This window comes from Haemophilus haemolyticus, from assembly GCF_001679045.1.
GTDB lineage: Bacteria > Pseudomonadota > Gammaproteobacteria > Enterobacterales > Pasteurellaceae > Haemophilus > Haemophilus haemolyticus.
This window is the reverse complement of record NZ_LYCK01000013.1, coordinates 202,665-216,353: the sequence shown is the minus strand read 5'-3', so window position 1 is coordinate 216,353 and position 13,689 is coordinate 202,665. Positions and strand designations below refer to the sequence as shown.

Genomic DNA, 13,689 nt, shown 5'->3' with positions numbered 1-13,689 from the left:
AATGAGTTATCAACAGCCCCAAGTGCGGTCAATTTACGAAAAATTTATGAGCAGATTTACCTTTAAACAATTCCATATCAATCAAGATTCTTGTGCGATGAAAGTCGGCACTGATGGCATTTTGCTAGGTGCTTGGGCTGATGTAAAACATTGTAAAAATATTTTAGATATGGGCAGTGGCACAGGATTATTGGCTCTAATGTTGGCACAACGAACTGAAGAAAACTGCCAAATTCAAGCGGTTGAGCTGGATCCCATTGCAGCAAAACAAGCACAAGAAAACATCAATGATTCTGTCTGGAAAAATCGCATTCAACTTATTCAAACAGATATACAACATTTTTTACAAACCACTGAACAAACCTTTGATTTAATTGTGGCAAATCCACCTTATTTCGAACAAGGTATTGCTTGCAAAAATGAGGAACGAGAATTGGCTCGTTATACCAAGCAAAACCACTTAAATTGGTTAGAATGGGCTGCCACGCGCTTATCGGAAAATGGGAGAATAAGTTTTGTTTTGCCTTATGATGCAGGGAAAACACTCATAAAATCCACGGCACTTTTTTGCATCAAACAGACGAATGTCATTACTAAAGTGGGAAAAACGCCCCAAAGAATGCTACTCACGTTTTCTAAACAACCCCAAGTTTCAATACAAGATCAATTAGTGATTTATGATGAGGACAACCAATACACTGAGGCGTTTATTGAATTGACTAAAGACTTTTATTTGAAATTTTAAAGGGGAAATCATTTTCCCCTTTAATCATACACTATCTAAAATACCACTTCGCTAACAACACACCCGCATTCACTGCAATGTTTAAGCCTGATTTAATTGGACTTGCGAGCGTTAAACGCACTTGTGTATCTTCTGGCGTCGCTAAACTTTCCGTAGAACTTTCACTTAGCACAAAAACCACTTTATTTTTTAACCGCACTTTATCCAACGGTTCGCCTTGTTTATTATGCGATACGTGAATAATTTGATAGCCTGATTTTCGCAATTGCATCAAAGCCGAATCAATATAATCTGTTTCTAACACACGAATATATTCCGCACCACCTTCTGCTACGCGCATTGAGGCTGCCGAATACAGATTTTCCACATTATCGGAAACAATATTTTTCACACCAAAATACGCACAAGTACGCAATACGCCACCAATATTTTGCGCATTATTCACGTTATCTAGTAGCACTAAACAATCCTCTTCACGAGGAATATCTAAATAACCTTGCAACGTGAAAGCACGAGGTTTCTTCACCAATAAGCAAATGCCACCATGATGTTCTGTTCCACTCACTCGAGCTAATTCTTCTCTATCTACAACATGATAAGCCTTCTTGTTTTCGGCTAAATAACTCAATACCTCGCCAATTTTGTGTGACATTTGTACGGTTGCCCACAATCGAACAATACTTTCAGGGCGTTCTGCAAATAAAGCTAAACAGGCATTTTCACCGTAAACTTTCATTTCTTCCGCACGGTTTTTCTTAATTTTTTCAGGTGCTCGAGGAGAAAGCGCCCCCGTTTTCTTTTCTTTTGTTTTATAAACCGTACCCGTACTTTTTATCGTCACTTGAACCTTAGGTTGTTCTACATTTTTATTTGATGGTGCACGAGATAAAGAAAGTTGCGTAATTTTAGTTTCTTTCACTTCTTGTTTATCACGAGAAAAACGAGATTTTTCGTTTCTATTTCCATTAAATTTATCATTAGAGTGCGGTCGATTTTGAGTTGGTTTTTCTCTGTATTTTTCACCTACTGAGCGTTCTTGAAAGGATCTGCCGGCGGATTGAAAAAACGGTTTGCGTTTGTCGTTCATAGGGTTTCCCTGAATAAAAATGAATATTTTTTAGCCAAAAAATGCTAAAATTTTTGAGCATTATAACGAAAAAAAGCCTTTTTTCTATTAATAAGCGCGTGAAATATTGTAAACTAACGCACTAGTCTTTAATCACGAGATGGATTATGTTAATCAATAAAACCAAACGAGCTGAACAAAATTTAAATAATTTGCCATTCCTTGCTTTGCAAGCTGAGCAAATTGAATTTTTGGGTAGCCCGGCTGAATTTAAAACTCAAATTATTGAATTAATCAGAAACGCAAAAAAACGTATTTATGTCACCGCACTTTATTGGCAAAAAGATGAAGCGGGGCAGGAAATCCTCGATGAAATTTATCGCGTGAAGCAAGAAAATCCACACTTGGATGTAAAAATTCTCATAGATTGGCATCGCGCACAACGCAATTTATTAGGCGCGGAAAAATCGGCCACCAATGCAGATTGGTATTGCGAGCAACGCCAAACTTATCAGTTGCCTGATGATCCGAATATGTTCTTTGGCGTGCCAATTAATACGCGCGAAGTTTTTGGTGTATTGCACGTTAAAGGCTTTGTATTTGATGATACGGTGCTTTATAGCGGTGCAAGCATAAATAATGTCTATCTTCATCAATTTGAAAAATATCGTTACGACCGCTATCAAAAAATCACTCATGCCGAATTAGCTGATTCGATGGTGAATTTCATCAATGATTACTTGTTAGATTTCAGTGCAGTTTATCCACTTGATGTGACCAACCGCCCTCGTACCAAAGAGATCCGCGGCAATATTCGCGTTTATCGTAAAGACCTTGCTCAAAATGGTGAATATTCATTAAAAAGTGCGGTAAAATTACCGAATGTTTTAAGCGTATCGCCACTGTTTGGCTTAGGCGCATCGGGCAACGAATTAAATCAAGTGATTGAAGATTTATTCTTGCAAGTACAAGAAAAATTAGTGATTTGTACGCCATATTTTAATTTCCCACGTACATTGCAACATAAAATAGCAACGTTATTAGAAAATGGTAAACGAGTAGAAATTATTGTTGGCGATAAAGTCGCAAACGATTTTTATATTCCACCAGAACAACCATTCAAAATGGCGGGAGCGTTACCTTATCTTTATGAAAGTAATCTTCGTCGTTTCTGTGAAAAATTTGAGTCACAAATTGAAAATGGTCAGCTTGTGGTGCGTTTATGGCGTGATGGCGATAATACCTACCACTTAAAAGGTGTGTGGGTAGATGACCGTTATATTTTACTTACGGGCAATAATCTTAACCCTCGAGCATGGCGTTTGGATGCAGAAAATGGCTTATTAATTTACGATCCTCAACAACAGCTTTTATCCCAAGTGGAAAAAGAGCAAAAACAAATTCGCCAACATACAAAAGTATTAAAACATTACACTGAATTAGAAGAATTGAATCAATACCCAGAACCAGTGCAAAAACTTTTGAAAAAATTTGCACGAATTAAAGCGGATAAATTGGTGAAAATGATTCTGTAATGCTGAATAATACTTTTTAGATCTAATAATAAAGCCTTGTGAAAACAAGGCTTTATTCTTTCAATTAAAAGAGATTAACTTAACAGCGCCTGCGCAGCTGCGATCACAACAGACACTGCTTTTTCTTCCGTTTGTTTCATTGTTGCTTCATTTGGAATTTCTTGTTGAGTGCGGTTTACAATCACGCCCGCAACCATCCCTGCACGTAAACCTAATGCGCTACACATGGTAAACAATGTTGACGATTCCATTTCGTAGTTCATCACATTCAAATCTTGCCATTGTTTAAGTAACCCTTGGTAATCACGATATACTTTACCGCTATAGGTATCATAACGTTCTTGACCTGGATAGAATGTATCAGATGATGCGGTTACACCTACATAAGGCTCGATACCTTTTGCTTTCGCTGCATTATAAAGTGCGGTTGTACATTCAAAATTTGCCACAGCAGGATATTCTAATGGTGCGAAATGACGGCTTGCACCATCTAAGCGAACAGAAGCGGTTGTGATAAGAACATCGCCTACATTAATATGTGGTTGAATTGCACCCGTTGTACCAATACGCAAGAAAGTGCGAACACCAAGTTGAGCAAGTTCTTCCACACAAATTGATGTTGATGGCCCACCAATACCCGTAGAACATACCACAACAGGTTGTCCATTAAGGTAACCTAACCATGAAGTAAATTCACGTGTGCTAGCAAGGAACTCTGGATTATCAAGTTGTTTAGCAATACGCTCACTACGCGCAGGATCGCCAGGAACAATAGCGAGTATAGCCCCTTTCAATTGGGATTTTGTGAGGTTTAGGTGGAATACGTCTGACATAATAAATCTCCTTATTGCCATTTAACGTGATGATTTCACCCTGAGGCGAAATCAGATTTTTGAATAAATAAAAGCACGCAAGTATTTTTTGAAAATACAACTTTATCTCTTAAGCGCGCCCATTATGCCTCTCATAATTTGCTTAGTAATTTGATTTCGAATATTTCGCCCTACAGACTGCGCAACACTATTTACAATTTGCTCAGTTGGCGATAATTTTTCACCGCGCTTTTGTGTACCAAAAATCATTCGGCTCAAACTACCTAAGAAGCCGTTTTCTTCTTCCGCTTGAGCTTGCTCCGCTTGTTTTTGTTGTACCGCAGCTAAATCCGCTTGAGCAGTTAATACTTCAAAGGCAGATTCATTATCTACGTATTCTTTATAATACGCATAAAGATCATCATCTTTCACCCAAGCGTTACGTTCGTCTGTGGTTAATGGTGAAAGCTGACTTTTTGGCGGATAGATATAGGCAATTTCAACTGGCGTAGGCATGCCTTTTTCATCTAAAAATGATACCAATGCTTGGCCCACTCCAAGGGTTGAAATAGTCTCGACAACATTCACTAAAGGGTTTGCTCGGAAAGTTTCTGCAGCTGATTTTACAGCTTTTTGATCGCGTGGAGTAAATGCGCGAAGAGCGTGTTGAACACGGTTACCTAACTGGCCTAATACTGTATCTGGCAAATCAAGTGGGTTCTGCGTGACAAAATAGATTCCCACACCTTTAGAACGAATCAAACGCACAACTTGTTCTACTTTTTCCACGAGTACGCTCGGCGCACCATCAAACAATAAGTGTGCTTCATCAAAAAACATAACAAATTTAGGTTTCTCAGGATCCCCCACTTCTGGCAGTTGTTCAAAGAGTTCTGCCATCAACCATAATAGAAATGCGCTATACATTCTTGGGGAATTAATCAATTTTTCAGAATTGAGTACATTAATCACCCCTCGCCCATCGCGAGTTTGCATCCAGTCATCTAGATTCAATGCTGGCTCACCAAATAAATTTGTAGCGCCTTCATTTTCAAGTGTCAGTAATGCTCGTTGGATTGCACCAACACTTGCGGTCGAAACATTGCCATACTCAACTTGGAAGGTTCTCGCATTCTCTGCAACATATTTCAGCATTGCACGCAGATCTTTTAAATCAATGAGCAATAAACCTTTATCATCTGCCACACGAAATACCAGGTTTAATAATCCTTCTTGCGTAGCATTTAGATTCAATAAACGAGAAAGCAACAACGGGCCCATTTCAGAAATGGTTGTTCTAAGAGGAATGCCCGTTTGTCCAAAAACATCCCAAAAAGAAACAGGATAGCCATTAAGATAACTTTCATTGCCTAACCCGAACTGCTCAATTCGTTCCGCAATTTTGCCCTGAAATTGACCGCTCTTTACTAAGCCAGAAAGATCGCCTTTTACGTCTACTAAAAATACCGGAACCCCATCATCACTGAAGGCTTCTGCCATTTTACGTAATGTGACAGTTTTACCCGTACCTGTTGCGCCAGCAATAAGGCCATGGCGGTTAGCCATTTTGGCCGTGATGCCTAGGATTTTACCTTGTTCTGTGCGAGAGAGAGCGTATTGCATAAATGAATATCCTTTTGTTTTTTGTTGTAACGAATAATAAGTAAAAAAAGAAGTGCGGTCAAAAAGTTAAACGTTTTCGGTTATAATTCCATGAAATTTTTTCTAGAACAATAAAAAAGCAAAATGGATGCAAAAATTTTAGTCATAAAAGTGGGGGAAGTTCAAACCCTAACCTTTTCAGATGGAAGCGTATACGAAAGCGCAATTCGTAAGAAAACAGTGCCATCGGTAAAAATTCATTCTCTTGGTGCAGAAGGAAACGATGTGGGTTTAAAAAAACATCATGGTGGTGTAGATAAATCTCTCTTTTTTATGTCGGCAGATTCTTTTAATGAATTAAATGCTTTATTAAATAAAGATTTTTCTTACATGGAAACCGCCACCTACGGAGAAAATTTTGTCGTGTCAGGCTTGAATGAAGACAATGTCTGCATTGGCGATCGTTATCAAATCGGCTCAACCATTTTAGAAGTGTCTCAACCACGCAAGCCTTGTGAGCGTTTATCAAAAAATACGGAAAATGAAGAGACTCGCGATATTGTTTATAAAACCGGGCTCAGTGGATGGTATGTTCGCGTCATTGAAACAGGAGAAATTAGACAAGGTGATGAATTAAAATTGCTCGCGCGCCCTTATCCGCAAGTAACAATTCGCCATTTAAATCGCTTGTTATCCGCACCCGAAAATGAAGCTGAACTAGAAGCGGCATTAGATATTGAAGTATTAGCTGAAGCCTTTAAACGCTCAATTCGATCGCAAGTATCGAAATTCAAACAATAGGGATAAATATGTCAGAAATTTCAACCGCACTTTCAGAAGACTGTCCATGCCAATCTGGTCATCAGTACGCAGATTGTTGTGGCAAATTTCATTTGAGAGAAGCATTTCCCGAAACGGCAGAACAACTCATGCGTTCACGTTATACCGCTTATGTTTTAAAAAATATACCTTATATTGTTGCAACAACTGTGCCAAACCAACAAAGTTTATTAGAGACTCATCTATTGCAAGAATGGTCTGACAACACTACATGGCTAGGATTAGAAATCCTAAAAACAGAAAACCTCACAAAAACTCAAAGTGCGGTGGAATTTAAAGCGATTTTTCAAGGCGAAGAGGGAGAACTTGCCCATCAAGAACGGTCAATTTTTGTGAAAATTGAAAACCGTTGGTATTTTGTGGATCCGACCGTATCCTTGCCTACAATGAAACAACCTTGTGTATGTGGTTCTGGTAAAAAATTTAAACATTGCTGTGGGGAATTTTTATGATTTCATTGAAACAATTTAGCCAGCTCTTTTGGAAACGTTTTTCAGAAAATAAACTCAACCAAGCTGCTGGCGCACTAACTTACAGCACGATGCTTGCTATCGTGCCAATGGTGATGGTGATTTTTTCTATATTCTCTGCCTTTCCTGTATTCAATGAAGTGACGGGAGAATTGAAAGAAATGATTTTCACCAATTTTGCGCCATCAGCGAGTGATATGGTAGGTGAATATATCGATCAATTCGTCTCGAACTCAAAGAAAATGAGTGCGGTGGGAATTGTGAGTTTAATTGCCGTTGCCTTGATGCTAATTAATAACATCGACCGAACTCTCAACAGCATTTGGCATGATACCAGTATTCGCCCTATTTTTACCTCTTTCGCGATTTACTGGATGATTCTGACTTTTGGACCTCTCGTTATAGGTACAAGTATAGGGATTAGCTCTTATATAAAAGTGGTGTTTGAACAATCAGAAACGCTTTCACTCGGCGTAAAATTGCTCAGTTTACTCCCGTTCTTTTTCACATGGTTTATTTTCACATTGATTTATACCATCGTGCCAAATAAGAAAGTGGATATAAGATATTCTGCTTGTGGTGCGCTTATTGCCGCCATTTTCTTTACACTCGGTAAACAAGCCTTTACTTGGTATATCACCACATTCCCTTCTTATCAACTAATCTATGGCGCAATGGCAACATTACCGATTATGCTATTGTGGATTCAAATTAGCTGGCTAGTTGTGTTGGTCGGGGCACAATTATCTGAAGTATTAGGTGAGTTAAAAGAATAAAAATGGAAAGACCGATTTATCAACATCGGTCTTTTTTATTTAGCTATTTTGCAATCTTTAAGGTTTGATAGAGGTAATGACGATAGTCATTCACAAATGCAGGATTAGAGGAATCTTCCAATTTTCCGTGACTTAGTTTACACATTGCGATATTCGCTTTCATAAATTCATCTTCTGCTGATAATCCAGCTACATTCATCAAGACACCCCCGGCAAAAGCGAGATCTAAAAAACGTTGCTCTTGCTTAAATTGACTCGCACAATTACTTCTTACAACAAATTGAGTCACATAATCAGGCTGTGCATAATCTCCTTTCTTCAGTGGGATAACATTATCAAATGCTACTTGGTGATCACCGAAATAACCTAGAACAAAAGGCTTTTTACGTTCATGTAAATAGTTATTCATTCCTTCAATCGCATCATTCAATGCGACAATACGTTGAGCATAGTCATTCAATGCAGAAATACTTTTAGCACCTAAATTAGGCATTTGAAGATTAAATGTATTTTCCATGCCCAATTCATATGGACCATGTTCTCGCATAGTCAACACATAAACAAACATCGGCTGATCTACATTTTCTAATTCAGGATGCTGCTTTTCCAAAATCATTCGGGTGTACTTCATCATTTCTTCACTACTAATATCCCAAAGATTTTTACTAATAGGTGCAGGATAACCAAGATCTTGTGGCTGTAACATTAAATCAAAACCGAAATGATCATAAGCTGATTTTGCATTGTAGTTGCCTTTTGTAAAAGGCGACAAAGCAACACAAAAATATCCTTGAGCTTTTAGATTTTTCACTAAGCCTGATTGCAAGTGCGGTACAACAGAATAAAAAACACCACTTGCTAACGCGCCAAAATCAGTCGAAGGCACACCGGCTAAAAAAGCAAATTCTGATTTCCACGTTGCGCCAGCAAAAGTATGTACACGCAACGGAGAAGCAAATACCGTATCATTTTGGGGTTCAAACATGGAAAGTGGTGGAATAGATTGCTGACTAAAAGCAAATTGATGAGGGTTCAGCGTGGATTCCATTAATGTCACTACAATATCGGGGTTTGTTTCAGATACCTTGTTTGTATCAGATGAAAGTGCGGTCATTTTTTCAATAAAATTTTGGCTATTGCCATCAAAACTTGGCACCTTGAAAAAAATACCGCGGCAAGACATTGGTAAATTTAAAAACACATCACGACCATCATCGGGCAAAGAATCTAACCAAACTTGCACCGCACTTGGCTTTTTAGAATAATGCCACATCAAGCTAAAGCTAACGATAAACAATAACGCTCCAATGTTGTGACCTAATAGTCCTAAAGACTCGACATCATTAAAACCAAAAATCGCATAACCTAATAACGCAAGTAGCCCAATAATGCCAAATAACGCACCTTTATAATGAATTAAGGTTTCCCAATTTCGCCAATCCACTACAAGAAAGAAATCTGAAATTAACAAAGGCTGTTTGTAATAATGAATTTTTAAACGGTGAAATAACATCAGTACCACAAAAAGCACAGATGAAAAATTTAAAGCACGTTGCCATTGGCCAGAAACCATAAGCATGCCGCCAAATAAAAAAGTAAAAAGCGTAATAGCAAAGAAATAAGTCCAACGATAATGAGAGTTTACGATAAAAATCACTGCCGCAATCGTGAATAAAGCTAAGAAAATATAAGCGATCATGAATTTTCCCTATGATGCATAACAGACTAAAATGAGACATGAAAATGTCTGCGCACTTTATCACGTAAACGTAATAGATTGAACGGGAAAAGAAAATTATTTAGATAATTTGAAAATAAAGTGGTGGGCGATACCGGTCTCGAACCAGTGACCCCCTCCTTGTAAGGGAGGTGCTCTCCCAACTGAGCTAATCGCCCGATAATATTAAGGTAAAACCCTAAATTTTCGGTTTATTTAAACACTTTTAAGTGGTGGGCGATACCGGTCTCGAACCAGTGACCCCCTCCTTGTAAGGGAGGTGCTCTCCCAACTGAGCTAATCGCCCACTAGAAAGCGTTTAAATATAAAGGGAAAGTTTGAGCGGAAAGGACACTTTAGAAAAGTGGTGGGCGATACCGGTCTCGAACCAGTGACCCCCTCCTTGTAAGGGAGGTGCTCTCCCAACTGAGCTAATCGCCCGCTTGGTCAAACTTAGTAACATTAAGAACACTTTTTAGAGAAGTGGTGGGCGATACCGGTCTCGAACCAGTGACCCCCTCCTTGTAAGGGAGGTGCTCTCCCAACTGAGCTAATCGCCCTTAATGTTGTGGGTTGGCATTATAGGGAGAATGCATTTTCAGTCAATACCTTTTTATTAAATTTTGTTTAATTGTCGTAAAAATAAGCATAAAATCCGCTTTTTTATTTAGAAGTCAAACAAGTCGTAGTAGAATAACGACTAATATTTTATTGAAGATAGGTTATAAAAATGAAACTAGATGCTCCTTTTAATTTAGATCCAAATGTAAAAGTGCGTACTCGTTTTGCTCCTAGTCCTACAGGTTATTTACATGTAGGGGGCGCACGTACCGCACTTTATTCTTGGTTATACGCAAAACATAATAACGGCGAATTTGTATTACGAATTGAAGACACTGATTTAGAGCGTTCAACACCAGAAGCAACGGCTGCTATTATTGAAGGCATGGAATGGTTAAATCTTCCGTGGGAACATGGTCCTTATTACCAAACTAAACGCTTTGATCGTTATAACCAAGTGATCGATGAAATGATTGAACAAGGATTAGCATATCGTTGTTACTGTACTAAAGATCGCCTAGAAGAACTTCGTCATACTCAAGAACAAAATAAAGAAAAACCACGTTATGACCGTCACTGCTTACACGATCACAGCCATTCACCAGATGAACCCCACGTTGTACGTTTTAAAAATCCAACTGAAGGCTCAGTAGTATTTGATGATGCAGTGCGTGGCCGTATTGAAATCAGCAACAGTGAGCTTGATGATCTTATTATTCGTCGCACAGACGGTTCACCAACTTATAACTTCTGCGTAGTTGTGGATGACTGGGACATGGGCATTACTCATGTGGTACGTGGCGAAGATCATATCAACAACACACCACGTCAAATCAATATTTTAGAAGCGATTGGTGCTCCAATTCCAACCTATGCGCACGTTTCCATGATTAATGGAGAGGATGGCCAAAAACTCTCTAAACGACATGGCGCAGTGAGCGTAATGCAATATCGAGATGATGGCTACTTACCAGAAGCTTTAATCAACTATCTTGTTCGTTTAGGTTGGGGACATGGCGACCAAGAAATTTTCAGTCGCGAAGAAATGATCAACTATTTCGAATTAGATCACGTCAGCAAATCAGCTAGCGCATTTAATACTGAAAAATTACAGTGGTTAAATCAACATTATATCCGTGAATTACCGCCAGAATACGTGGCTAAACACCTTGAATGGCATTACAAGGATCAAGGTATTGATACAAGCAATGGCCCAGCATTAACTGAAATAGTCACCATGCTTGCGGAACGTTGCAAAACCTTAAAAGAAATGGCTAGTTCAAGCCGCTACTTCTTTGAAGAATTTGAAACCTTTGATGAAGCAGCAGCAAAAAAACATTTCAAAGGCAACGCTGCCGAAGCACTAGCAAAAGTAAAAGAAAAATTAACCGCACTTTCTAGCTGGGATTTACATTCTACTCACGAAGCGATTGAGCAAACGGCTGCTGAACTAGAAGTGGGCATGGGTAAAGTTGGCATGCCATTACGTGTCGCTGTGACAGGTTCTGGTCAATCGCCATCAATGGATGTTACCCTAGTCGGTATCGGCAGAGATCGCGTACTTGCGCGTATTCAGCGTGCTATTGATTTTATTAATGCACAAAATGCTTAATATTTAACCGGATAACAAGCCCTGAATAAAATCGTATTGACAGCCACATAGTCAAATTTTATCATGTCGCTATCTTTTATGGGGATATAGCTCAGTTGGGAGAGCGCTTGAATGGCATTCAAGAGGTCGTCGGTTCGATCCCGATTATCTCCACCAAATTCTAATTTTATATAGTATGATATAGTCCGATAAAGCCTTGATATATAGCATATCAAGGCTTTTTTGTTGTTCTAACAAGTCCGATAGAAACCAACCAAATCCACAAATTCTAGTAACACTAATAGTAACACCATGCTATGATAGGATCATATAGTGTTACTAAATTAATTATAACTTTATGATTTATAAAATAAATTTATAAAGTTTTTAGTGTTACTTCATTTTGGAGGTATCTAATGGCAAGAAGAACAACTCCCTTAACAGATACGGAGATAAAAAAAGCTAAGCCAAAAGAAAAAGAGTATAGCTTATGTGATGGTTATGGGCTTTTATTAAGAATTAAGCCTAACGGCTCTAAATTATGGCTATTTAATTATATACGACCTATTCTTGGTACAAGGACTAATTTAGGGCTAGGTACATATCCGATAGTTAGCTTAGCTGAAGCTAGAATGTTAAGAGATGACTGTCGTAAATTATTAGCTCAACAAATTGATCCTAAAAAACATAGAGAAGAACTAGAAAGAAAGCAGCTTATGGATACTCAAAGTTCCTTTGAGAAAGTTGCAGAACTTTGGAAAGAGAAAAAAAGTTCAGAAGTTGAAGAGAAAACGATCAATAAATATTGGCGAAACTTAGAGCTTCATCTTTTTCCTTTGATAGGTCGATATTCTATTAAAGAAATTAAGCCTTCTTTAGTAGTCCAAATGTTAAAGAAAGTGGAGGAAAATGGATCTCCAGATATGGTTCATAGACTATGCGGTCATCTAAATGAAATCTTAAATTTTGCGGTTAATAGTGGGTTAATTGAAAGTAATACTTGCCTAAAAATTAGCTCTACATTCAAGTCTGTTCGTCAAAGAAATAACCCTAGAGTAAGTATTGAAGAAATTCCTACCCTTATAAAATCAATACATAGTGCTAAGATTGAAAAGAAAACTCAATTATTAATCTTATTTCAATTATTAACAATGGTTCGACCTAGTGAAGCAAGTAACGCTTCATGGAGCGAATTTGATTTTGATAAAAAAGAATGGAATATTCCTGCTGAAAGAATGAAAGTGAGGTTTCTACATACAGTACCATTATCATCCCAAGTAATGGCTTTGATAGAACAGCTAAGACCAATGACGGGTCATAATAAATATTTGTTTACTCATAGAAGTGATTTAAAGAAAGCAATGAGTTCATCTACTGTTAATATGGCATTAAAAAGGATGGGTTACAAAGATAAACAGACTGCACACGGATTAAGGGGATTGGCTAGAACTTTTTTAGCAGAACAAGGCGTTCAACATGAGCATGCTGAAGCTTGTCTAGCACATAAAACAGGAAGCCAAGTTAGCCTAGCTTATAATCATGCTAATTATTTGGAGAAAAGAAGGGATATTATGCAAATGTGGGGAGATTATATTGAGAAATGTTCTCAATCTTAAATTTTTTAGGAGAAATTACCATTAAACGGAGTTGTTTTTTTTTGACCTGCCTCTATTAATAATAAAAAAAACAACTAAATTTATTTATAAATTAGTTAAAAACACTTAATGAGTATCTATCTTGATAGATATGATTACTTACCTATGTAAAAGCTACAAATACAAATTGTAGCTTTTACTATATATTAAGATCTCTTAGCTACGTTTATTTTTGAAGAAGATTATCATTATAGATCTATATAGAGAGCTAAGGCTGATGATGAGAATCATCAGCCCTTGATCTATAATTTTTATTAATTAATAGAATTCTAATAATATGGGATCTTAAAAATAGAAAATCGCTTAGATATAGAATATA

The 13,689-nt window shown here is 37.7% G+C and carries 11 protein-coding genes and 5 tRNA genes; 8 read left to right on the top strand and 8 right to left on the bottom strand.

Annotation, left to right across the window (positions count from 1 at the left end; all coding sequences use genetic code 11):
* The first annotated feature begins 46 nt into the window (after window positions 1–46).
* Window positions 47–745, top strand: a complete 699-nt coding sequence (locus A8M50_RS06745; protein WP_032826467.1) for a tRNA1(Val) (adenine(37)-N6)-methyltransferase — start codon at window positions 47–49, stop codon at window positions 743–745.
* A 31-nt stretch (window positions 746–776) separates the two neighbouring features.
* Here A8M50_RS06745 and A8M50_RS06740 read toward each other — a convergent pair whose 3' ends face one another.
* The gene (locus A8M50_RS06740; RefSeq protein ID WP_005644287.1) at window positions 777–1,832 is read right to left on the bottom strand and encodes a tRNA/rRNA methyltransferase; all 1,056 of its coding nucleotides are present in this window, start codon (window positions 1,830–1,832) and stop codon (window positions 777–779) included.
* A 146-nt stretch (window positions 1,833–1,978) separates the two neighbouring features.
* Between A8M50_RS06740 and pssA the strand changes: the two genes are divergently transcribed.
* Entirely contained in the window at window positions 1,979–3,346 is a 1,368-nt protein-coding gene (pssA, locus tag A8M50_RS06735) for a CDP-diacylglycerol--serine O-phosphatidyltransferase (protein WP_005644278.1), read from the top strand.
* Window positions 3,347–3,420: 74 nt separating this feature from the next.
* On the opposite strand, the gene udp is transcribed toward pssA, so the two are convergent.
* Entirely contained in the window at window positions 3,421–4,179 is a 759-nt protein-coding gene (udp, locus tag A8M50_RS06730; RefSeq protein WP_005644288.1) for a uridine phosphorylase, read from the bottom strand.
* A gap of 102 nt (window positions 4,180–4,281) precedes the next feature.
* Window positions 4,282–5,781, bottom strand: a complete 1,500-nt coding sequence (locus tag A8M50_RS06725; protein ID WP_005644273.1) for a helicase HerA-like C-terminal domain-containing protein — start codon at window positions 5,779–5,781, stop codon at window positions 4,282–4,284.
* Window positions 5,782–5,904: 123 nt separating this feature from the next.
* Here A8M50_RS06725 and A8M50_RS06720 point away from each other — a divergent pair, with 123 nt between their 5' ends.
* Genes A8M50_RS06720 through A8M50_RS06710 form a run of 3 tightly spaced genes read left to right on the top strand, consistent with a single transcriptional unit; the run spans window position 5,905 to window position 7,846 of the window.
* Window positions 5,905–6,561 carry an MOSC domain-containing protein gene (locus A8M50_RS06720; RefSeq protein ID WP_005644279.1) on the top strand — a complete coding sequence of 219 codons (657 nt, stop codon included), beginning with the start codon at window positions 5,905–5,907 and terminating at the stop codon, window positions 6,559–6,561.
* Between the two features lie 8 nt (window positions 6,562–6,569).
* Window positions 6,570–7,052 (top strand): YchJ family protein, encoded by a 483-nt coding sequence (locus tag A8M50_RS06715; RefSeq protein ID WP_005644286.1) that lies wholly within the window; start codon window positions 6,570–6,572, stop codon window positions 7,050–7,052.
* Window positions 7,049–7,846: a virulence factor BrkB family protein gene (locus A8M50_RS06710; protein WP_005644271.1), complete on the top strand. Its 798-nt coding sequence runs from the start codon at window positions 7,049–7,051 to the stop codon at window positions 7,844–7,846. Before A8M50_RS06715 ends, A8M50_RS06710 begins: the two co-directional genes overlap by 4 nt.
* Before the next feature lie 43 nt (window positions 7,847–7,889).
* Here the strand turns inward: A8M50_RS06710 and lpt6 are convergent, their stop codons facing one another.
* The 5 genes from lpt6 to A8M50_RS06685 form a co-directional block, all read right to left on the bottom strand.
* Entirely contained in the window at window positions 7,890–9,545 is a 1,656-nt protein-coding gene (lpt6, locus tag A8M50_RS06705; protein WP_005644285.1) for a phosphoethanolamine transferase Lpt6, read from the bottom strand.
* A 121-nt stretch (window positions 9,546–9,666) separates the two neighbouring features.
* Window positions 9,667–9,742, bottom strand: a tRNA-Val gene (locus tag A8M50_RS06700).
* 52 nt (window positions 9,743–9,794) lie between these two features.
* Window positions 9,795–9,870 (bottom strand) — tRNA-Val (locus A8M50_RS06695).
* Between the two features lie 58 nt (window positions 9,871–9,928).
* Window positions 9,929–10,004: transfer RNA gene (locus A8M50_RS06690), tRNA-Val, on the bottom strand.
* Between the two features lie 43 nt (window positions 10,005–10,047).
* Window positions 10,048–10,123: transfer RNA gene (locus A8M50_RS06685), tRNA-Val, on the bottom strand.
* A gap of 170 nt (window positions 10,124–10,293) precedes the next feature.
* Here A8M50_RS06685 and gltX point away from each other — a divergent pair.
* From gltX to A8M50_RS06670, 3 genes are all read left to right on the top strand, one after another.
* Entirely contained in the window at window positions 10,294–11,736 is a 1,443-nt protein-coding gene (gltX, locus tag A8M50_RS06680) for a glutamate--tRNA ligase (RefSeq protein WP_005644447.1), read from the top strand.
* Between the two features lie 80 nt (window positions 11,737–11,816).
* Window positions 11,817–11,892, top strand: a tRNA-Ala gene (locus tag A8M50_RS06675).
* 239 nt (window positions 11,893–12,131) lie between these two features.
* On the top strand, window positions 12,132–13,331 hold the full coding sequence (locus tag A8M50_RS06670) for a tyrosine-type recombinase/integrase (RefSeq protein WP_005644386.1): 1,200 nt from the start codon (window positions 12,132–12,134) through the stop codon (window positions 13,329–13,331).
* Window positions 13,332–13,689 lie beyond the last annotated feature (358 nt).

What these genes read in the sequence shown, in the direction of transcription:
- A8M50_RS06715 (WP_005644286.1), top strand. Translation starts at nt 6,570, where the DNA reads ATGTCAGAAATTTCAACCGCACTTTCAGAAGACTGTCCATGCCAATCT.
- A8M50_RS06725 (WP_005644273.1), bottom strand. Translation starts at nt 5,781, where the DNA reads ATGCAATACGCTCTCTCTCGCACAGAACAAGGTAAAATCCTAGGCATC.
- udp (WP_005644288.1), bottom strand. Translation starts at nt 4,179, where the DNA reads ATGTCAGACGTATTCCACCTAAACCTCACAAAATCCCAATTGAAAGGG.
- A8M50_RS06740 (WP_005644287.1), bottom strand. Translation starts at nt 1,832, where the DNA reads ATGAACGACAAACGCAAACCGTTTTTTCAATCCGCCGGCAGATCCTTT.
- A8M50_RS06670 (WP_005644386.1), top strand. Translation starts at nt 12,132, where the DNA reads ATGGCAAGAAGAACAACTCCCTTAACAGATACGGAGATAAAAAAAGCT.
- gltX (WP_005644447.1), top strand. Translation starts at nt 10,294, where the DNA reads ATGAAACTAGATGCTCCTTTTAATTTAGATCCAAATGTAAAAGTGCGT.
- A8M50_RS06710 (WP_005644271.1), top strand. Translation starts at nt 7,049, where the DNA reads ATGATTTCATTGAAACAATTTAGCCAGCTCTTTTGGAAACGTTTTTCA.
- lpt6 (WP_005644285.1), bottom strand. Translation starts at nt 9,545, where the DNA reads ATGATCGCTTATATTTTCTTAGCTTTATTCACGATTGCGGCAGTGATT.
- pssA (WP_005644278.1), top strand. Translation starts at nt 1,979, where the DNA reads ATGTTAATCAATAAAACCAAACGAGCTGAACAAAATTTAAATAATTTG.
- A8M50_RS06720 (WP_005644279.1), top strand. Translation starts at nt 5,905, where the DNA reads ATGGATGCAAAAATTTTAGTCATAAAAGTGGGGGAAGTTCAAACCCTA.
- A8M50_RS06745 (WP_032826467.1), top strand. Translation starts at nt 47, where the DNA reads ATGAGCAGATTTACCTTTAAACAATTCCATATCAATCAAGATTCTTGT.